General features: G+C 61.8%; 14 protein-coding genes and 2 tRNA genes. 6 read left to right on the top strand and 10 right to left on the bottom strand.

Annotated features, from left to right (window positions below; translation table 11 throughout):
- Window positions 1–141 precede the first annotated feature (141 nt).
- The 6 genes from ACERK3_10950 to ACERK3_10925 all read right to left on the bottom strand — a co-directional run bounded on the left by ACERK3_10950 (window position 142) and on the right by ACERK3_10925 (window position 6,440).
- The gene (locus ACERK3_10950) at window positions 142–1,443 is read right to left on the bottom strand and encodes an FAD-dependent oxidoreductase (protein MFA9478812.1); all 1,302 of its coding nucleotides are present in this window, start codon (window positions 1,441–1,443) and stop codon (window positions 142–144) included.
- Between the two features lie 415 nt (window positions 1,444–1,858).
- Window positions 1,859–2,521, bottom strand: a complete 663-nt coding sequence (locus ACERK3_10945) for a type II secretion system protein (protein MFA9478811.1) — start codon at window positions 2,519–2,521, stop codon at window positions 1,859–1,861.
- Between the two features lie 78 nt (window positions 2,522–2,599).
- Complete coding sequence (locus ACERK3_10940; protein ID MFA9478810.1) at window positions 2,600–3,952, bottom strand: hypothetical protein; 1,353 nt, start codon at window positions 3,950–3,952, stop codon at window positions 2,600–2,602.
- Window positions 3,953–4,085: 133 nt separating this feature from the next.
- Window positions 4,086–4,829: a PEP-CTERM sorting domain-containing protein gene (locus ACERK3_10935; protein ID MFA9478809.1), complete on the bottom strand. Its 744-nt coding sequence runs from the start codon at window positions 4,827–4,829 to the stop codon at window positions 4,086–4,088.
- Window positions 4,830–4,928: 99 nt separating this feature from the next.
- Window positions 4,929–6,107 (bottom strand): LacI family DNA-binding transcriptional regulator, encoded by a 1,179-nt coding sequence (locus ACERK3_10930; GenBank protein MFA9478808.1) that lies wholly within the window; start codon window positions 6,105–6,107, stop codon window positions 4,929–4,931.
- A 260-nt stretch (window positions 6,108–6,367) separates the two neighbouring features.
- Window positions 6,368–6,440, bottom strand: a tRNA-Ala gene (locus ACERK3_10925).
- 131 nt (window positions 6,441–6,571) lie between these two features.
- Here ACERK3_10925 and hpnE point away from each other — a divergent pair.
- Window positions 6,572–8,062 carry a hydroxysqualene dehydroxylase HpnE gene (gene hpnE / locus ACERK3_10920; GenBank protein MFA9478807.1) on the top strand — a complete coding sequence of 497 codons (1,491 nt, stop codon included), beginning with the start codon at window positions 6,572–6,574 and terminating at the stop codon, window positions 8,060–8,062.
- 62 nt (window positions 8,063–8,124) lie between these two features.
- Here the strand turns inward: hpnE and murJ are convergent, their stop codons facing one another.
- Both murJ and ACERK3_10910 read right to left on the bottom strand, forming a co-directional pair.
- Window positions 8,125–9,795 carry a murein biosynthesis integral membrane protein MurJ gene (murJ, locus tag ACERK3_10915; protein MFA9478806.1) on the bottom strand — a complete coding sequence of 557 codons (1,671 nt, stop codon included), beginning with the start codon at window positions 9,793–9,795 and terminating at the stop codon, window positions 8,125–8,127.
- Window positions 9,792–10,754, bottom strand: coding sequence for a VanZ family protein (locus tag ACERK3_10910; protein MFA9478805.1), 963 nt, complete (start codon window positions 10,752–10,754; stop codon window positions 9,792–9,794). Before ACERK3_10910 ends, murJ begins: the two co-directional genes overlap by 4 nt.
- Window positions 10,755–10,919: 165 nt before the next feature.
- On the opposite strand from ACERK3_10910, the gene ACERK3_10905 reads away from it, so the two are divergent.
- Together ACERK3_10905 and ACERK3_10900 are read left to right on the top strand one after the other, a co-directional pair.
- A tRNA-Lys gene (locus ACERK3_10905) sits at window positions 10,920–10,992 on the top strand.
- A 138-nt stretch (window positions 10,993–11,130) separates the two neighbouring features.
- Window positions 11,131–12,987, top strand: coding sequence for an ABC-F family ATP-binding cassette domain-containing protein (locus tag ACERK3_10900; GenBank protein ID MFA9478804.1), 1,857 nt, complete (start codon window positions 11,131–11,133; stop codon window positions 12,985–12,987).
- Between the two features lie 68 nt (window positions 12,988–13,055).
- On the opposite strand, the gene ACERK3_10895 is transcribed toward ACERK3_10900, so the two are convergent.
- On the bottom strand, window positions 13,056–14,096 hold the full coding sequence (locus tag ACERK3_10895; protein ID MFA9478803.1) for a HEAT repeat domain-containing protein: 1,041 nt from the start codon (window positions 14,094–14,096) through the stop codon (window positions 13,056–13,058).
- Between the two features lie 284 nt (window positions 14,097–14,380).
- On the opposite strand from ACERK3_10895, the gene ACERK3_10890 reads away from it, so the two are divergent.
- Window positions 14,381–15,946 carry a M17 family metallopeptidase gene (locus tag ACERK3_10890; GenBank protein MFA9478802.1) on the top strand — a complete coding sequence of 522 codons (1,566 nt, stop codon included), beginning with the start codon at window positions 14,381–14,383 and terminating at the stop codon, window positions 15,944–15,946.
- Window positions 15,947–15,988: 42 nt separating this feature from the next.
- Here ACERK3_10890 and ACERK3_10885 read toward each other — a convergent pair whose 3' ends face one another.
- A complete protein-coding gene (locus ACERK3_10885; protein ID MFA9478801.1) occupies window positions 15,989–16,528 on the bottom strand; it encodes a hypothetical protein in 540 nt (179 codons plus the stop codon).
- 197 nt (window positions 16,529–16,725) lie between these two features.
- On the opposite strand from ACERK3_10885, the gene ACERK3_10880 reads away from it, so the two are divergent.
- On the top strand, window positions 16,726–18,366 hold the full coding sequence (locus ACERK3_10880; GenBank protein ID MFA9478800.1) for a sigma 54-interacting transcriptional regulator: 1,641 nt from the start codon (window positions 16,726–16,728) through the stop codon (window positions 18,364–18,366).
- Window positions 18,367–18,834: 468 nt separating this feature from the next.
- On the top strand, window positions 18,835–19,014 hold the full coding sequence (locus ACERK3_10875) for a hypothetical protein (protein ID MFA9478799.1): 180 nt from the start codon (window positions 18,835–18,837) through the stop codon (window positions 19,012–19,014).
- Window positions 19,015–19,148 lie beyond the last annotated feature (134 nt).

Below are 19,148 nucleotides of genomic sequence, written 5' to 3'. Positions count from 1 at the left end.
AGCGATATCCTCGCATATTTCCTAGACTGGTTATTCGGGGGCAGGTCACGCCAATCATATCTTTGTCATACCCCCGATTACCTGCGATGGAATTTTCGAACAGGGCGGGCGACGCTCTCAGTGCGAAATCAACAAGCGCGATCATGCCGACATCAGCTCATCAAGCTGCGCCTTGATCTTCGGCCACGACAACGCATGCGGCAACTGCCCCTCACACGCCGCCACCGCCCCGGCGACGCCCGCCGCCTGCCCCAACGCGACCGCGTTCCCCGTAACGCGATAGCTGGCATGTGCGAAAAAGTCGCCGCTGATGCACCGCCCCGCCAGCAGCAGGCCATCCACATCGCGCGCGATCAACGCCCGGTACGGGATGTCGTAAGACTGTGCCTTGAACGGCATGGCTTCAATCGACTTCGTGCCGGACTTCACCGGGTTCGTCGCATGCACATCAATGCCGAACGTAACATGACATACCGCATCGTCGTGGCGTTTTCCCTCGGTGAGATCTGCATCGCTGACCACGTATCGGCCGTGCACCCGGCGACCTTCGCGCACGCCAATCTGCTCACCCGTCGCGACAATGCGGGCGTTGCACCACACGCCACCAGCAGCACGCAGCGCGTCAATAACCTGATGCACCTCCGCGCGGGCGTTGATCGTCGCCTCCGTAATCTGCTGCGCATCCATTGCCGAAACGCCATACTCGTGATTCACCATCACACCAATCAGGTCGCCTCGCACGGGAAACAGCGTCGGGTCGGCATACGAAGGCGAAATGCCAAGTCGGTTCATCTCCGCCGCGAGGTTGTCCTTCGCATCCCGGCTAGTGATGTCACCGCCACGACAAAACCCCTTCTCGTTCAACTCGGTAAACTCCATGCCGCCCACCAGACACATCAGCGTCATCGGCTGCGTTTCGCCGCTTCCGCCGCGCCCCACCTCAAACCCGCAACCGGCCTGCGCCGCAAGGTCGCCGTCGCCTGTCGCATCAATGAACACCTGCCCCGCCCACGCCTCTCGGCCGGACTTCGATTCGGTGATCACCACCGCCAGACGATTGTCATTGTCCCGCGCCGCAGCGCACACCCGCGTATGCAAGCGAACGACGACACCCGCCTCGACGCACATCTGTTCGAGCAGGCGTTTCATGATTTCAGGGTCGTATGCGTTGGACTGGTTGCGAGCGCCCGCCGCGTCGAGCCGGGCGAGGATTTCCTGCATCACGCCCGCCTTGTTGCGCATGTCGAGAATCCAGCACAGCAGGCCTGCCGTCCAGATGCCACCGAGGCAGCCATGCGTCTCGATCAGGCACGTGCGTGCACCACTGCGTGCGGCGGCAATCGCCGCGGCGACTCCCGCCGGCCCCCCACCCGCCACAATCACATCCGCATGCTCAACAACGGGAACCTCACGAGCCGACTCTGAAAAATGGGTTTTGTTCATCTCATCCTGCACGTATGCGTGCCTGCTAAATGATGCCAGTGACGTTACGACGAAAAAAACATCTTACAATCACGACAATCATAGAGATAGCGTGAACCGCTGGTACGGCCGGCCGCGATGAGGCATCATTTATGCCGTGGCCGATCACCCTTTCACCCCGGAGGCGCATCATGGCAACGTACGTGTGCGTCGACTACCACAAAGCATTCAGCTACTTGGCCATTCTCGACGAAGCCGCAGCAGCATCTCCGAACCGGACGAGGCACCGTCTCCGTGACAGGGTTCAAGAGGATCGCGACGCATGAGGCAGCTCACTGGTGCGGAGCGAGGCTCTGATCATCGCCGGTTGCCCAAACAACCCGCATATGACAGGCGTATGAGAGCACCGTCCATCGCTCGCATACCTGATCGCACATCAAGGCTCATGAAGGCCGAGGATGTTGCCCTCGACCTCCGGATCCTCGCCACTGCGCATCACATGTCCGTCAATATAGAGGTAATTGACCGTCTCGTTGTGACGTAGGTCGACATGGCGTGCAAAGCCTACGGCACTTTCCGACGCTTGTGGATTGCGATATTCGATCACAATGACCCGCCGTGCCACGTCGTCCAAACGCCAGAACCTTTGATTACGAGGGGGGGTACCAGTGGTGTTAAAAAGCGTAATTTCACGGTTGTATCCGTAGCTTCGAGAGAGAAGATGCGGAGCCCACGTCAGCGGCTCAACCTTATCCGGACAATGCCATACACCGTCTGGCGTGCTCACATATCTAAATTCACCAATATAGGGACTCAGTAACTGATACCAGAAGTTGACACCAGCCTGAGGGGGATTCGCCGCTGGAATATGTTCCGATGAATCAACCGCGTATAAATGCAAGCCCTGACCGATCTGCCGCATGTTGGACATGCACGTCACTGCGCGCGCTTCGGCGCGCACTCGTTGAAGGGCCGGGAGCAACAGACTGATCAGTAGTGCGATGATCGATAGTACCACCAAAAGTTCAATCAGTGTAAATGCATCGCGATGAGGCAGTCGGTTGTTCCTGATGTGCCTTGTCTCACAGTGTTCGTTCATGTCATTGGGCTCCACATCCGAGACATCAAAAATAAACTTGCCTGGATCAACAACCCAGACGACGGTCGCAGCATCTTCTTACCGCGCCGGGTCGATTCGCCAGACGATCGTATCCGCTTCGTTCATGACGATATTGATTGTGTCGCTTTGCTCGATGTCCCTGACGACCACTGGAATCCAGTCGTATTCAATGATCGTCTCCTGAGAGTTGTGCTCGATGACCGTGATAGCGTCCGGATACTGAACGACCCGTTTGAACTCGAACGGTAGCTCGATGGTGACGTTGACCTGCGTTTGATAGCCCGCGTTCACAAGTCCGATATAGAGGCTGCCTTCATGCATTCGCTTCCAGGCAACGATTTCGTTCGGCTCAGCATAGGAGCCTTCCGCCTTGCCCGATAACCATGAGCGATCCATCCGACGCTGTCGCGATTCGTAGTCCACCTCAATATTGACAGACGGCACCGGCTCGTTGGACTCAAGTGCGGGCAAGAGCGTTCGAAACTCCGTGCCCAGATCGACGAGCGAACGCCAGACCTGCGGTGTTTGCGTCCGGATATCCTGCCAGCGATTGGGGGCGAACCAGTAAATGGCTGCGTGTGATCCGCCGGCGATCATGCCGTGCCCCAGCGCACGTATCTCTTTCGGGCTTGGCCTGTGGGCCGCGTCGGGAACGGGCTGCCTGCCTTGCGCATTACGCCCCCATGCCAGTTCCGCGGTTGCACTGGCGACCAGCCAGACGGGCTTGTCCGGGTGTTGTTTTTGAACGCGATCGACGCTGTCGACCAATGGCATGATGCCCCACGGAACAGGATAAGCCGCGACCCAGAGCAGATCGGCCGCATCGCCGTGTACGCCGAGCCAGCGCACGTTGTCTACCAAGACGACAGGATGGTTTGGATCAAGCTCTTTGATCAGTGCATAGCATTGTTTTAGCGTATCAGGCTCAACCTTGGAGCGCGGCTCGTCCTTCAGGTACCAGAACCATAGAGCTGGCTTATCCCGGACGGCTGTAATAATCCGCTCGAGCGTGTCTAATTCGGCCCCTAACACCAAGTGCCGGGGCAAGCCAAGTGCGACACCCACCCCATGGCGATGTGCCAGGTCGAGGTACTCCCTGGCGTCGGCAATATATGCCTCCAGGTCGCTATCCGAGCGGATACGCGCCTCCTCGAAATAGTAGCTGTGGGTCAGGTTGGCATCGGTCTGCCTGATCCCGTCGAACCGCCGCCAATCATCGGAGGGATCACGATATAGGCCGTAGACAAATGTACGCTCGCCGTTCAGCAGCATCATGCCGTCCTGGTCGATCTCGACGACGGAACCAGGATTCTCCCCGTTTGCCTGCGCGATAGCGGGGAGGGGGCAAGCGACGGCACCAAGCACCACCAAACCAACGGCCACGTTAATCCAACTGTTTATCATAATCATAATCTCTTACTGAAAAACTTGTTCACACGTGCAAATACAATGTCAGATGAACATCAGAGGTTTCAGACCAGGCTACTCACTTCTCTTTTCTTGCGCCACAGGATTCAGCGACGAACCAAACGAGGCGGAACAATCATGCCTTATCACAGGCGCGACGACGACGTCCCAACACGAGTAAACTACCGAGCCCCATTAATGCAACTGCGCTCGGCTCCGGCACAACAGTGCCGTTAAGCACGACATCGGACGCGATGCGGACGATATTGGAGCCATCGGTACGTGAGCCGATATCCGTGACCATATATAGCCGGAAATCGATGGGATCTGTCAGATTTTGAAATGCCGCATCCGTCAGATCAAACAATGCGGAGCCGTCTACGTTTTCTACATCGCTGTCGCCCATCAGCGTCGCAGTGTCAATGTCACTCGCATAGTTATCGAGACTGCTGCGAAGATGGACAGTGAAAAACTCCGTATCAGCGCCGCGGGTGATCTGCATGCCGAATTCGAGTGAGCTCAGGTTTAGTAGCATACCTGGATCGACCGTGACTTCGAACTGGCCATACATATCATTGGCAATCGAGTCCGCAATTGTCGCCAGCTTGGCGGCATTATCACCACTATCCACACGAATAAAGTGAGTCTGGCTACTGCGTGAAATTTCGGTGCCGCCCAAAGCGTTGTAGTCCGAGGCCGTCACGTCAGGATGGACGGATCCGGCAGGCGCAGAGGTTTCGACTACGTTGCCACCACTCCAGTTAAGGGGGTAGCTTACAATCACATCAGCGTAAACGGGCGTACTGAGAGCAAAGGTGGCCATGCCCAGACAGAGTCCTGCAGTGCGGGCGATCAAACGCTGTGTGCGTGGAAGCTTCATCTCATTTCTCCTGAGAAAGGTAAAAGGATCAGACAGTTACATGGATACAAAACGGGTGGTAGTAGTGCTACGTTCTTTTTTAGAATGACTAGTGCCGCGTCACTTCTCATTTCTTGCGCCACAGGATTCAGCGATGACCAAACGAGGCGGAACAATGATGCCTCCACAGACGCGGCGATTGGCTCGTACGTCACCTTCGGCCATCTGGCAGACGGCCCGCGCTGCTTGTTTGGCGACCGCGCGCCCGCGCTGGTCGATGGCGGTGATGGAGGGGACAGCGGCGCGTCCGAAGGTCTGCCGACAGCCGCTGAGAACGGCAATATCCTCCGGCACGCGAAGACCTCGGTCGCGCAGACCACGGATCACCCACAATGCCGACTCGTCGTTGCTTGCGAAGATCGCCTCTGGCTTAAGATGTAGCACGTCGTCAAGGCAACGATTCACCAGCCGTGGGCGGTTGAGCCGAAGCGTCGGACCGTGCCAGACCAGTTCCGGTCGATAGGGATGTTCGCTTTCGTCCATTGCCCGCTGGTAGCCGGCTTTCCAATCCAGCATGCCCTCATATCGGCTCTGCGATCGCAACAAGACGATGCGCCGACATCCCTGTTTGAGCAGATGCCACGTGCCAAGGTACCCGACCTTCTCATAGTCGGGGGTAACATAAGACACGCTGTCAGAACTAAGTGGCTTATGAATGAAGATGGTGTTCGGAAGGCCGTTGAAAAGCGGAGGAATGCGGTGACCAAAATCAGGATAAGTGTGGGCTAGGCAAATGGCCCCCTCGACCCCGCGGCCGCAGAACTCCTTGACGTACTCCTCAATTTGCTCAAGACTCCCGTTGACGTACCCAACCAAGAGGCGGTAGTTCCGATCGGCCGCCACGCCCTCGATGGTCTCGAGCATGCGGGTGAACTGGGGGGGGGCTTTCGCGTCGAGGATGACCCCAATCAGACGCGTAGGCTTACCCGCAAGCTGCTGGGCGGCGATGTGCGGCTGATACCCCATTTCATCAGCGATCCGACGAACTCGCTTGACAGTCTCGGCGCCCACGCGCGTGTTGCTGCCGCCGGTATTGAACAGCACCTTTGCTGCCGTGGTACGCGACACGCGAGCTTGCTTCGCGACGTCCGCCATCCGAACTCGTTGAAATGTCGGTTCAACAGAAGCCGCCATCACCACAGCCTTTCGCAACGTGCGGAACCCCATGACGAAACAATCACGAGTCCCAACCATGACTTCCCGCGCAATCAAACTATCACAGCTTTGCGTGACGGTCAAGAAGATTCGGTGCTTTGATGATGGGAAGCAATGGAATCAGTATCTGGCCTGCCACGGGAAACTTGATCCAGCTTGAATGAGAAACAATGGAGCCAGCCTATCCCTCCCCGAGCAGGGCTCGAACCAGCAACCGTGTGGTTAACACTTCAATCAAGGTTATGGGCGCGCCGGCGGAAGCCAAGTCGACGTTGACTGGCGATGTGCCTATGCAAGCCAATAAAAAAGCCGCACTTGAGTTCAAGTGCGGCATGCGTGGAACATGGAGCCGAACGGGATCGAACCGTCAACCTCTGCCTTGCAAAAGCAGCGCTCTCCCAATTGAGCTACGGCCCCTCGCAGGGACGTGACATCATAACAACCGCTGACGACGAAAGCACCTGCAACCAGCCAACCGGCGAAAAACATTACACTACCCACCCATGAGCCAGATGACATCCGCAACCCCTGACCGCCGTGCAACCAACATGAGCCACCCTTCCTCCCATACGACCGGCACGACATCTTCCGCCCACGGCCGACGCGTGATTGTCGTCGGTGGCGGGCTCGCGGGCATCGCCGCGGGCGTCCGCCTCGCTGAGGCCGGCGTCGCCGTCACGCTTGTCGAGTCACGCAAACGCCTCGGCGGACGCGCCACCAGCTTCACCGACCCCGACACCGGCGAAGTGCTCGACAACTGCCAGCATGTCCTCATGCGAAGTTGCACACACCTGATCGACCTCTACCAGCGCCTCGGCGTCGCTGACCGCATCCGCTGGCAACGAGCCCTCTACTTCGCCGGCCGCGACGGACATATCGACACACTCGAGCCCGACGACGTGCCCGCTCCGCTGCACATGCTCCGCCCGCTCTGGCGGCTGGAAAACCTCACCGGCCAGGAGAAGTGGGCTATCGCCCAGGGCATGCTCAGCATCCTCCAGGTCAGCCGAAAGGGCCGCGACCGCTACGCGAACGAGAGCTTCGCCGACTGGCTGAAGTCGCATCGTCAGCCGGCCGGGGCGATCGAAAAATTCTGGTCCCTGATCATCACCAGCGCCTGCAACGAATCACTCGACCGCGTCGCCGCCAACTACGCCATCCAGGTCTTTCAGGAAGGCTTCCTCTATGAGGACAGCGCCTCGGAGATGGGTCTTTCCACCGTGCCGCTGGTCGAGTTGTACGACTCGGTCGAGCGTCGACTGCGCGAGGCTGCGGGCGGCGCCGGGGAAGTGCTCACCGGCACGAGCGCCGACAGTTTCGAATATTACAACGGCAAGGTGACCGCACTTCGGCTCGGCGAGGGCAAGCAGCTTGAAGCGGATGCGTACATCGCGGCAGTGCCTTTCGATCGACTGGCGAAGATGACCAGCGAAGGCATGGCAAAGGCGGACGCTCGGCTGGCGCACCTCAACGACTTTGAGTCGAGCCCGATCCTTGGCATCCACCTGTTCCTCCGTCGGCCGGACGGCGCGCCGGTGATGAGCCTGCCGCACCTGTCGCTGATGCAAAGCCCACTGCACTGGATCTTCAACAAAGGCGTCGGCCGACGGCGTCGCGATGACAACGGCCTCCCGGCCGACCGCGTGCAGCATCTGCACGGCGTGATCAGCGCAGCACACGACTGGGTCGAACGGTCGGCCGACGACATCCGCGACATGGCGCTGGCCGAATTGCGAAACGTCATCCCGCAGGCTCGCGATGCCGAGTTGGTGCATGCTCGCGTGATCAAGGAAAAGCGAGCCACCTTCTCCATCACGCCCGGTATCGACTCCATTCGGCCGAAGACCGCCGGCGCGATCCCCAACTTCTACCTCGCCGGCGACTGGGTGCAGACGCACTGGCCGGCGACGATGGAAGGCGCGACGCGCAGCGGGTACGCCGCCGCCGACGCGGTGCTTGAACAGCTCGGCCTCGAAGCCGCGGGCGAGCCGATCGAGACGATGCAGCCGGGCCTGCTCTACCGATTGATGTCTGGGTGAGGTCGGCCTGTTATAAAATATGAAACCGCTGAAGCCCACGGCGTGACGCCGTGGGCTTCTTTTCAAGTCGCCCGCCGTTTGATCAACCATCGCAACTCGTCGGCCTTCAGCAGCCACGCGCCGCCGAGCATGATGCCCATGCCCATCGCCACCAGCCCGAACACCGCCAACGCCAGCGGGCCCGTCGTCATGCTCGACGTATCGAGCAACCACAACATTGGCAGCAGCACTGCCGCCATGATCGCGCTGAGCGACGCGGTTCGCCCCCAGCTTCGCCAGACGTTCGCATCAATGGGGTGATCGACGTATCGCCGAATGCACCATAGCAGCAGTACGACCTGCATCGCCGCGCTGATCGCGGTGGACCACGCCAGCCCCGCAGCGCCCAACGGCCAGATGAGCACAAGATTCAACCCAAGGTTGAATCCCACCAACGACAAGCCGATCCGCAGCGGCGTGCGCGAATCTTTCATTGCATAAAACGCGCGGGTGAGCACGTGCATCATTGAATATGCCCACACGCTCGCCGCGTAGCCGGCCAGGATGGTCGCGACATAGATCGCATCATCCGTGGCAAACGCGCCGCGCTCATAGATCAGCCGGGTGACCGGCTCGCGCAAAATCAGCAGGCCCACGCTCGCGGGCAGGCCGATGAACACCGTCAGTTGCAGGCCGTGCCTTAGAATCTTGCGGAAGTTGTCCGTCATGGCGCCGTCGGCCTTCGTCGCCGCCGCCGCCGCGAGCGCGGGAAAGATCGCCGTCGCCACCGCAATGCCGAACACGCCCAGCGGGAACTGGTACAGCCGCTGCGCCCATTGCAGCGCCGCCACCGAGCCGGTCTCGATCGGGTACCGCATGTCACGTCCGAACACGCGAAACGTCTCCGCCCCCTCGCGTGGCGAAAGGCCGATCGCAATCAGGCTGTCCAGAAACGCATTGATCTGAAACACCGCAAGCCCGATGAGCATCGGCAGCAGCATCACCAGCGTGCTGCGCAGCGCGGGCCACGTCCCCGCAAATGTCGCGGTCAGCTTCGTGCACCGCAGCAGCACCGCCACCTGCCACACCAGTTGCAACACACCCGCCAGCAGCACGCCATACGCGACGATGAACGCAACCTGCACGCTGTCGCCGCCCGCGCCCCACGCGGCCCATGCCGCGGCTGCGATCATGACGATATTCAACAACAGCGGCGCCGCGGCCGGCGGGCCGAATCGGCCGTGCACATGCAGCACGCCGCCGATCAACGCCACCAGGCAGATCAGCGGCATGTAAGGCAGCATCAGCATCGTCAGTCGAATTGCCAACGCCGACGTGTCCGTCCACTCCCGCGCCGCAAGCAGGCCCGCCAGCGCCAGTTCGCCCAGCAGCGTAATGCCCACCAGCAGTACGGTGAGCAACCCCAGGCAAAGTGACGCGAATCGCTTCGCCAGTTCCGGGTCGCGTTTGAGCAGGTCGGTGTAATGCGGGATGAACGCGGCGCTGAGCGCGCCTTCGCCGAACAGTCGGCGGAACAGGTTCGGCACGAGGAAGCCGACAAAAAACGCGTCGGCGATCGCACTGAGCCCGAAGACCGCGGCAAGCACCGCGTCGCGCACGAGGCCCGTGATGCGTGACAGCAGCGTCATCAGGCTCACCAGCATCGCCGAGCCGACGAACCCGCCATCGCCCGCATCGCTGCCCGCGTCGGCCGCGTCGGCGTCGCGCGAAGTTGTCTCAACAGTTTCCGTCAATTCGTTGACTCATCACCCGGGTCAAGCCGATCCCTCGCCGCGTCATGCTCCCGCACCAGCGTCCACCACGCCAACACCACTGCCCAGACCATGATCGCTATCAGTATCCCCCACGAGTTTGCGTACACGTCCTCGACGTTATACGACCGGCCGGTGCGCGCCTGGATCATTTCAATCATCGGCCCGGCGAGCCCCATCCCCGCAATCGTCACCAGCGCGCTCAACGCCGGCCGACGCCGCCCTGCTACCAATCCACAAGCCAGCAACCATGTGCAACCCATCGCTGTAAAAAAGTGCAGCCACCACCCCGGCCCCGGCTGCGGCTGCGGCCCCAGAACCCGCCGGCCAACCCAAACCAAAAAGTCATGCCCCGCCGGCAGCACTGCCAGCAGGAACAGCAACGGCCCGCCCACCAGCAGCAACCCCCTCGCCGTCACCACCATCCACCTCGCCCCTGTCACCGCTGCCGCCCCACTGCTGCCCCGTCGAATCGCCGCCCGCGACCACAGCGACGCAAGTACCAGGTACATGCCCGTCACACCGATGAGGTTCGCCACGATGTCCGCCATGCTCGCTCGCCGATCAACGAACACCTGCGTCACCTCGTCTATGATCGAGTACACCCCCGCGATCGCCGCCGCCACCGTCGCCTGCACCACCCAGCCCCTCGGCCCGCCCCGCCGTCGGCCGGCCGGCATTGCCAGCGTCAAAAGCAACGTCAGCCCCGCAAACGCCGACACGTGCAACGCCTTGTTCACCTGCAACACCCCCGTATCCCCCTCCACCAACGTAAGGCTCGGCCAATGCGTTCCCAACGCGAGCGCCACCCAATACCCCACCAGCATCACCCGCACCGTCACCAGCGCCCGCGACGTCGGCCGATCCAGGCCACCCGGCCCCGGCTGCGCCGCAAGCCATCCATCAATCCGTCTGCCAAGCCATGCTTCCAAATCGATCACCAGTCACCCTGCCTTCTACTAAAACAGCCAGTCGTCCATGACATAAACCAATCCTGCGCCAGAAACCGCCCCCACTCTAAGGACAGGCATATACTTGACGAACCCCCCGCCAACCTTAGAATACGCTGTTTCGTCAGCGACGCACCAACCGCCCGCGACGTCCAGGCCTCCCTAGCTCAATTGGCAGAGCAGCTGACTCTTAATCAGCGGGTTGATGGTTCGAGTCCATCGGGAGGCATTCAAAATAGCAAGCACTTACGGCGAGTCACAAGGGCTCGCCGTTTTCTTTTGGGGCAGATTTGGGGCACTTTGACCTTCGGCAACAGCCGTCGTCCCCGTATCGACCAACCGCTCAAAGCCGACTACAGTTTCCCTTATGGCTCTGCTACTCACCTGCGAAAACCTCACCAAAACCTTCGGCACACGCTCGCTGTTCGAAGGGGTCGCCCTGTCCATTCAGGAGGGCGATCGCGTCGGCCTGATCGGGCCCAACGGCTCGGGCAAGAGCACGCTGCTGAAAATCCTCGCTGGCCTGGAAACCGCCGACGTGGATCAGCCCGGCGACGGCTCGGCCAAGGCGGGCATCACCTCGCGCAAGAACCTTCGCGTGGGCTACGTTGCCCAGCAGGATGCCTTCGACGAGCACGCCACGTTGCTGGACGTTCTCGCCGACGGCCTCACTGACCAGTTTCACGATGCGCACGACCGCGAACAGTTGGCCTACGTGGCGCTGTCGAAGGTGGGGCTGGATGACCCGTCCGTCACCGTCGGCTCGCTGTCGGGTGGTTGGCGAAAGCGGGTGGCGTTGGCACGGGAGCTGGCACGCGAGCCGGACGTGCTTCTGATGGACGAGCCGACCAACCACCTTGACGTGCGTGGCATCGAGTGGCTGGAGCAGATTCTCGCCAACCAACCGTTCGCGTCGGTGGTGGTGACGCACGACCGGTATTTTCTTGAGCGAGCGGTGAGCCGTGTGGTCGAGTTGAACCGGACCTACCCCGCCGGCGTGTTTTCGGTGGACGGGCCTTACAGTACGTTCCTGCAACGGCGGGCCGACTTTCTCGAATCGCAGCAGCAACAGCAGCAGAGCCTCGCCTCGAAAGTGCGCGAAGACATCCGTTGGCTCAGCCGGGGCGCGAAGGCTCGGCGGACCAAGAGCAAATCGCGCATCGACGCATCGCACGGCCGTATGGACGAGCTGGCCGACCTGAAATCGCGCAACGCCCCCGGTCGTGCCGCGGGCGTGCAATTCGCCGCCAGCGGTCGACAGACACAAAAGCTGCTCGTGGCGACGGGGCTGGCCAAATCGCTGGGCGGGCGATTGCTGTTTCGTGACCTGGACCTCATGCTTTCGCCGGGCACGTGCATCGGCTTGCTGGGCGAAAACGGCAGTGGCAAGACGACACTCATCCGCCTGCTCACCGGCGAACTGTCGCCGGACGAAGGCACGATCAAACGAGCCGACAACCTGCGTACCGTCGTCTTCACCCAGGCCCGTGAAGAGTTGGACCCCCGCCAATCGCTGCGCGACGCCCTCGCCCACGGCGGCGACTTCGTGACCTTCCGCGACAAGCCCGTGCACGTCAACGCCTGGGCCAGCCGATTCCTCTTCGACGCGCAACAACTCAAAGTCAGCGTCGGCGACCTCTCCGGCGGCGAGCAGGCCCGCATCCTCATGGCCCGGCTGATGCTCAAGCCGGCCGACCTGCTGATCCTCGACGAGCCGACCAACGATCTGGACATCGCGTCACTGGAAGTGCTCGAACAAAGCCTGAGCGACTTCCCCGGTGCGATCATGCTCGTCACGCACGACCGGTTCATGCTCGACCGCCTCTCGACCGACATCCTTGCATTGGATGGCGCGGGCGGCGCGAAGTTTTACGCCGAGCTTGCCCAGTGGCAGAACGCTCAGGACGAGGCCGAGTCGCGCCAGAAAAAGCGGGGTCGATCAGGTGAGGCCGACCGTAACGATACCGGCTCGGCCACCGCTGTCGCGGCGCCCGCGACAAAGGTCAAGCTCTCGTACAAAGAGCAACGCGAGTTGGATCAGATGGAGTCGAATATCACCGCCGCCGAGGCCGAAGTCGCCCGGCTGGAAGCGTTGATGGCGGACCCGGACGTGCTGGCGGACCACGCGAGGCTTACAGCGTGTTGCCGCGACTTGGAGTCGGCACAGGCGAAGGTCACGAAGTTGTACAAACGTTGGGAAGTGCTCGAGTCGCGTCGCGCTTGAGGCTTCGTACGACTCCCCCCCCTGCTCAGCTCACACGCTAACGTTGTAGCCGCGGCATTGGCGGTCAATTAGCTGGTGAGCGCGATGTCATCTTCAGAGAGGTTGAACGGGGCGTTCTGAAGCAGCGAACGCCACTGGTCGGCGTTGCGCTGAATGCCCGCCCAGTCGCCGCGGCCGATCAATGGATCGATCGACGAAGGCACGCCGCTGGCGTTGAGGCTGTCGGCGGTGAATCGCAGCGCTGCGTTGCACAACTGAAGGATGCGCTCGTAGCTGTCTCGTACCGTATTATCAACATCGCCATCTCTCAGCCGCTGCGCCGCGAGATCCTGATAGCGCACCGCAGTGCGTGCCAGTTGGCGAAGCTCCTGCTCGTTGGGTGACCCTGTCCCGGCAAGGTGCTGGTACACGCTGCGCATGGCGGAGTGCTCGGCCTGAAGCGAACGGCCCGCCTCCTCCAGATGTTCGTCCAGCCGCTGGTTCAACAACGACAACCCACGCATACGTGCATCGCTCAGGTCCAGCCCGACCAGCGCCAGCATCGCCTGCTCGACGACAGCCACCACCGGTTCCTGGTCGATGTGTTCAACCAGCCGTTCGATCAATTGGGTTTTCTGGTCATCTGCAAAGGTGATGGACTGGATAGCCTTGACTGCCCAGTAACGGACAGCAGCGTTGTCGTCCATCATCGCCTGCTCGACCAGCGGCATCGCGTCATCGCTGCGCAGCCGGGCCACGACGATCATCGCGTTGACCCGGGTCGCAGACTGCTCGTGTTCCAGGGCGTTCGGCACGCGCTGGGCCACCTGAGCACTGTAATATTGCACGAAAGCGTCCGAGGGCGTGCCCGCACGAAGCGATTCAAGCAGTTGCCGACGCGCCTCGTTCACTCGACGAAGGTCGCCATCCATTAACTGCTCAGCCCACCCGCTGACATATTGGTCAATCTGGCGACGCTGGTCATTACTCAGGTTTTCAGCGGTGGTCACCTCGGGCCGTAGCCGATCAACGGTCTGGGCATGGGCGCGAGGGATGAGCCAACCAGCCGACCCGAGCACCACGGCGATAGCCATCGCCAGCACAACGGGTACGCCTCGGCTGCATTTCATAAGAAACGTCTCCGAACAGGAACTTCGCCCATGACAGGTACATATGCTCAGCGAGACCGCCAGCACAATGACGCAAATTAGCAGTGCGTTACGGGAGTGTCAAACAACGTTCGCAGGCAAATCACCCCAAACATTGCCATTCCAACACTTTGCGACCGCTTGTCATGCTGCTTGCGAGCCAGCGACAATCGCCGGGACTCTGCGTCTCGCGGGATGGGGGTGGGTTCATCGTGCGTTCCTTCCTACACTGTCGGGAAATCGATGACTTCTCAGGAGTAGTGAGGATGTATCGCGATATCCGACGTGCCCGCCGAGCCGGACGAAGCAAACCGGACGCCGTGGCGGTCTTTCTATATGAACGTGCCGACGTGGTGTCGGCGGCCTGCCGGGAGCTGGACCGTCGGCTCGACGGAGCGATTGCCGACGCGCTCAAACGGCGGGAGGTGAGCACCGCACGCGGCCGCGTGTCGACACTCTACCCCGCCGCCGGTGCCGACCGGCTGCTGATCTGCGGCTTGGGCAAGGCCGAGGCGTTCGACGCCAACGCGCTGCGACTCGCCGCAACGCGACTGCTGCGAGCGGCTGACGCTGCGGGCGTGCAACGGCTGGAAGTGTCCGCCGCCGCACTGGCTGACGACATCGAACCCGACGCGGCTGGCGCTGCCATCGGCGACGGCTTCGCGATTGCCCGGTTCGACTTCAACGCCTTCAAGGGCGCCGCCCACTCAGACGATAGCTCGAGCGCGAAGGCGGCCGAGCTGAATGTCATGCTCGACGACGAGCTGGCCGAGGGCTTTGATCGCGCCCTCGCTGTCGGGCAGGGCCAGCGCACCGCGCGTGAGTTGGCCGCCACACCGCCGAACGTCGCCAATCCGGCCTATGTGGTCGACCGCTGCCGCAAGCTTGCCCGCGAGGTTGGGCTGCGGTGTACGGTGATTGATGCGAAAAAGGCGGAAAAGCTGGGCATGGGCGGCATCTCGGCCGTGGGGCGGGCGGGCTCGACGCCGCCGGCGCTGATCGCCCTGGAATGGCCCGGCCGATCGCGTTCAACCAGTCGCAGCAAGAACAAGAAGAAGACGAGCCAGCGGATGCCCTCTCACCCGGTCATGCTGGTGGGCAAGGCGGTCACGTTCGACACGGGCGGCTACTCGCTGAAAGTCGGCGGCTCGATGCAGGGCATGAAGTACGACAAGTGCGGCGGCATGACCGTCATCGGCGTCATGGAAGCCGTCGCCCGCCTGAAGTTGGACCTGCCCGTCGTGGGCCTGATTCCCGCGGTCGAAAACATGATCGACGAGCAGGCCTACCGCGTCGACGACATCATCAAGCTCTACAACGGCGTCACGGTGGAAGTGACCAACACGGACGCGGAGGGTCGGCTGATCCTCGCCGACGCCCTGGCGTATGGCACGGAGCACTACCAGCCACGGGCCGTGCTCGACCTGGCGACGCTGACCGGCGGCGTGGTGGTGGCGCTGGGCTCGTACTGCGCCGGGCTGTGGTGCAATGACGACGATCTGAACCGTCGGCTCGAAACCGCCAGCACCGCCGCGGGCGAACGGCTGTGGCGGATGCCGCTGTGGAATGAGCACCGTGATCAGATGAAGAGCACGCACGCCGACCTCACCAACTCCGCCGACCGGGAGGCCCACCCGATCCAGGGAGCGGCGTTCCTCAGCTACTTCGTGGGGGACAAGGCGGCGACAGAGATGCCCACCCTGCCATGGGCCCACATCGACATTGCCGGCGTCGCCTCGGTCAAAGGCGACGCCGACAAAAGCGGGTTGTATGGCAAGGGACCGACGGGCTTCGGCGTCCGCTTGCTGACCGAGCTGCTGCGCGAGTGGTGAAACCTGGTTTGCACGCAGCAGCCACTGTTCGCGGAAGGATCGTCAGGCGCTGGAAACCTTCTCCGCGTCGCATTCGTCGAAGGTGTCCTGGACGACCTTCTTCTGATCGGAGGTCTCGTATTCAACGCCCACAAGCACCGATCCCCGTTCGAGGGCATCTTCGTAATGCTTCACCTCATGCTCGGGAATCGCCACGCCGACCAGGCCGCCGAGGATACCGCCCCCGGCCGCTCCAGCTCCCGCCCCTGCAAGCGCCGCGGCAAGCGGCCCCGCGATGAGCAGGCCCGCGCCGCCCGTGACGATCGTGCCCACGGCAGTAAAGCCAGCTACCAGCGCCCCGACGGCACCCCCGGCGCCCGCCCCGATCGCGACGCCTTCGGGAAGTTTCGAGTGGGTGTCCACGCCAAAAGCGTCCTTGTCCAGCTTGTCATTGGCAATGACGCTGATCCGGTCAGCGGGGATGCCCCGGGCCTCTACTGCGTGCACGGCACGTGCCGCATCGCCGGGCGTTTTGAACAATCCTGTGATAACGGTCGACATTTGAGATTCTCCCTGGTGATAAAAACGAAGCGTTCGATCCATCTGATTCACACCTTACCCTGACGATTGGGGGGTGAGAAGCCGGATGAACCGGCCGTGAGCATCCGGCTTCAGCCCTTTATGCACTCCGGCTGCTTCCCCGCACCACAAGCCAATTGCTGAGCGGCAACGAACACGCTTCAGCCATACCCTCACGGACGCTTGCCAGACCGACAGTGTGGTGATAAAAATAGCAGCCAATGGACCGACCTGAACAAGAATTAGACATTCTCGAAGAGATAAGCCAGATTCTCGGCGACGGCCTGGAGCTAAGCCAGGTCTTTCAGCGGGCCACGGCCGTGCTGACCGAGCGGATGGATATTCAGCGCGCCGCCCTGGTGTTGCTGGATCGCACCTCGGACCAGCTGCAGACGATCGCGTCGATCGGCCTGACGCGGGCCGAGCAGGAGCGCGGGCGGTACGCCGTGGGCGAGGGCGTGACGGGGCAGGTGCTCGCCAGCGGTCAGCCGGCCGTTGTGGCGGACATTGCACGACACCCGGAATTTCTCAACCGCACCGGCGCCCGTCAGCTCAAGGGAACTGGTGGGAACGAAAAGGCCGACGCCGAGCAAGGCGAAGCCGGGGCCGTGGCGACGAGCTTCATCTGCGTGCCCATCCGTGACAGCGAAGAGATCGTGGGCACGATCAGCGTCGACAAGCCGTTCGTCTCCGACGCCCGCCTTCAGGCCGACGCACGGCTACTTAAGATCATCGCCGGCTGCTTCGCCCAGGCCATCCGCATCCACAACCTCATCCAGGTGGAAAAGGACGAATGGCTCGCGGAGAACCGCCAGCTCAAAGACAACCTTCGCAGCAAGTATCGCTTCGACAACATCATCGGCTCCAGCCCGGTGATGCTCGACGTGCTCGCCACCGTCAGCCAGGTCGCCACCAGCCGGGCCACCGTGCTGCTGCTCGGCGAGACCGGCTGCGGCAAGGAGCTGTTCGCCAAGGCCATCCACTTCAACAGCCCGCGACGCGACAAGCCGCTGATCCGCATCAACTGCGGCGCGCTCTCGCCCCAGCTGCTTGAATCCGAACTGTTCGGCCACGTTAAAGGCGCCTTCACCGGCGCAATCAAAGACAAGATCGGCCGATTCGAGGCAGCCAGCGGCGGCACGATTTTCCTCGATGAAGTCGGCACGCTCGACGCACAGTTGCAAGTCAAGCTGCTGCGCGTGTTGCAGGAACGCGAGTTCGAACGCGTGGGCGATCACCACACCGTCAAGGTCGACGTCCGCGTCATCGCCGCGACCAACCTCGACCTCGAAGAGGAAGTCCGCAAGGGCAACTTCCGCGAAGATCTCTACTACCGACTCAATGTGGTCACGCTCAACCTGCCCGCGCTGCGCTCCCGGCGGGAAGACATCCCGAAACTCATCGACCATTTTCTCGATCGCTACAACCGCGAGAACAATCGCGATCTGCGCAAGCTGAATCGCGATGTGTTGAACACGTTGCTGCGCTATCCATGGCCGGGCAATGTGCGCGAGCTGGAAAACGCCGTCGAGCGGGCGGTGGTGTTGAGCAATGGGGAAGAGTTCACGGAAGACCTCCTGCCCTTGCAGATCCGCATGTACGCCCAGCAGACGCGAGGCGACGGCGGCGACGAGTCGATCGAAGCCTTGTGCGCCAAGTTGGCTGAGCAAGCCATCGAGCAATACCAGGTGCACGAAGGCGAAGTCTATAACCTGCTCACGCACGAAGTCGAGCGCCACCTCATTCGCGAAGCGCTTGCGTTCAATGACGGCGTGAAACTCCGCACCGCTGACTTTCTTGGCATCAATCGCAACACGCTGAACAAGAAAGTCAAAGACCTCGGCATCGACACGGCGGACTGACGAGCCGCTTGTCGAGTTCAGGTTGCCCCCCCTGACCTGCCCCTCCCCGCCCGGGCCTGCGGACGCCATCGGTGGGCTTCGGTTGTTTCATGGGCTGCCGTGCGCATGGGCGATGCAGCCCGGTGGTGCGATGTGCGCATGGGGATTCGGTTTTACCGCGAAGAGGCGAAGGCCGCGAAGCAGCGAAGAAAGCTGATGAAGCGGCCAAGGGAGTGGTGTCTGCGCAACCCCTTTTTCTGCCTTCGCGTTCTTCGCTTCTTCGCGGTGAATGCATTGCCTGTCCAGGCGACCGCCCTACGCCTTCGGTTCAATTGCAAAGCGGCTGCCACGTCTGTTTGCGGGTGCCGGTGCGCACGGTGACGTCGGGGCGGGCGTGTATGACGCCGCGACGGTGGTCAGGCGATGCGTGCCTGGTGTGGAGCGAGCCGCGCGTCGGCCGGCCGTGGGAAGGCGGAAAGGTGAGTAAGCATGATGACCAGCTCGTTCGCGTTCGTCTGTTGTGCTGCCTGCTGGGCGGTGGCGAAACATCTGTCCCCGATCCTCCAGTCGCTGGTGTGGCGCTGGTGCCACGGCCCTGCCCGGTCGCTGGAACTGGAGCGGCTGCGCCTTGAACAGGTGAAAAGCCGAACGCAAAGCACGCAGCCGTAACGACGGCGGTTCGATGTCGACGTGCCTGGAGCATTGCTGATCCAAGTGGAGCGGGTGCAACATCACTGGTGGACAAGCCACACAGTAGCGCCCGGCAGGCCCTAGGTAGTGTCACAATTTCGTTTCCACCTGAT

It is taken from the genome of Phycisphaerales bacterium AB-hyl4 (assembly GCA_041821185.1).
GTDB classification, from domain to species: domain Bacteria; phylum Planctomycetota; class Phycisphaerae; order Phycisphaerales; family Phycisphaeraceae; genus Natronomicrosphaera; species Natronomicrosphaera hydrolytica.
The sequence above is the reverse complement of the archived record's forward strand: the minus strand, read 5'-3'. Positions and strand labels throughout refer to the sequence as shown.

Excerpts from the sequence above, each read along its gene's own strand:
- ACERK3_10950 (MFA9478812.1), bottom strand. The coding sequence starts at position 1,443 with ATGAACAAAACCCATTTTTCAGAGTCGGCTCGTGAGGTTCCCGTTGTT.
- ACERK3_10945 (MFA9478811.1), bottom strand. The coding sequence starts at position 2,521 with ATGAACGAACACTGTGAGACAAGGCACATCAGGAACAACCGACTGCCT.
- ACERK3_10940 (MFA9478810.1), bottom strand. The coding sequence starts at position 3,952 with ATGATTATGATAAACAGTTGGATTAACGTGGCCGTTGGTTTGGTGGTG.
- ACERK3_10935 (MFA9478809.1), bottom strand. The coding sequence starts at position 4,829 with ATGAAGCTTCCACGCACACAGCGTTTGATCGCCCGCACTGCAGGACTC.
- hpnE (MFA9478807.1), top strand. The coding sequence starts at position 6,572 with ATGAGCCACCCTTCCTCCCATACGACCGGCACGACATCTTCCGCCCAC.
- ACERK3_10900 (MFA9478804.1), top strand. The coding sequence starts at position 11,131 with ATGGCTCTGCTACTCACCTGCGAAAACCTCACCAAAACCTTCGGCACA.
- ACERK3_10895 (MFA9478803.1), bottom strand. The coding sequence starts at position 14,096 with ATGAAATGCAGCCGAGGCGTACCCGTTGTGCTGGCGATGGCTATCGCC.
- ACERK3_10890 (MFA9478802.1), top strand. The coding sequence starts at position 14,381 with ATGTATCGCGATATCCGACGTGCCCGCCGAGCCGGACGAAGCAAACCG.
- ACERK3_10885 (MFA9478801.1), bottom strand. The coding sequence starts at position 16,528 with ATGGATCGAACGCTTCGTTTTTATCACCAGGGAGAATCTCAAATGTCG.
- ACERK3_10880 (MFA9478800.1), top strand. The coding sequence starts at position 16,726 with ATGGACCGACCTGAACAAGAATTAGACATTCTCGAAGAGATAAGCCAG.
- ACERK3_10875 (MFA9478799.1), top strand. The coding sequence starts at position 18,835 with ATGATGACCAGCTCGTTCGCGTTCGTCTGTTGTGCTGCCTGCTGGGCG.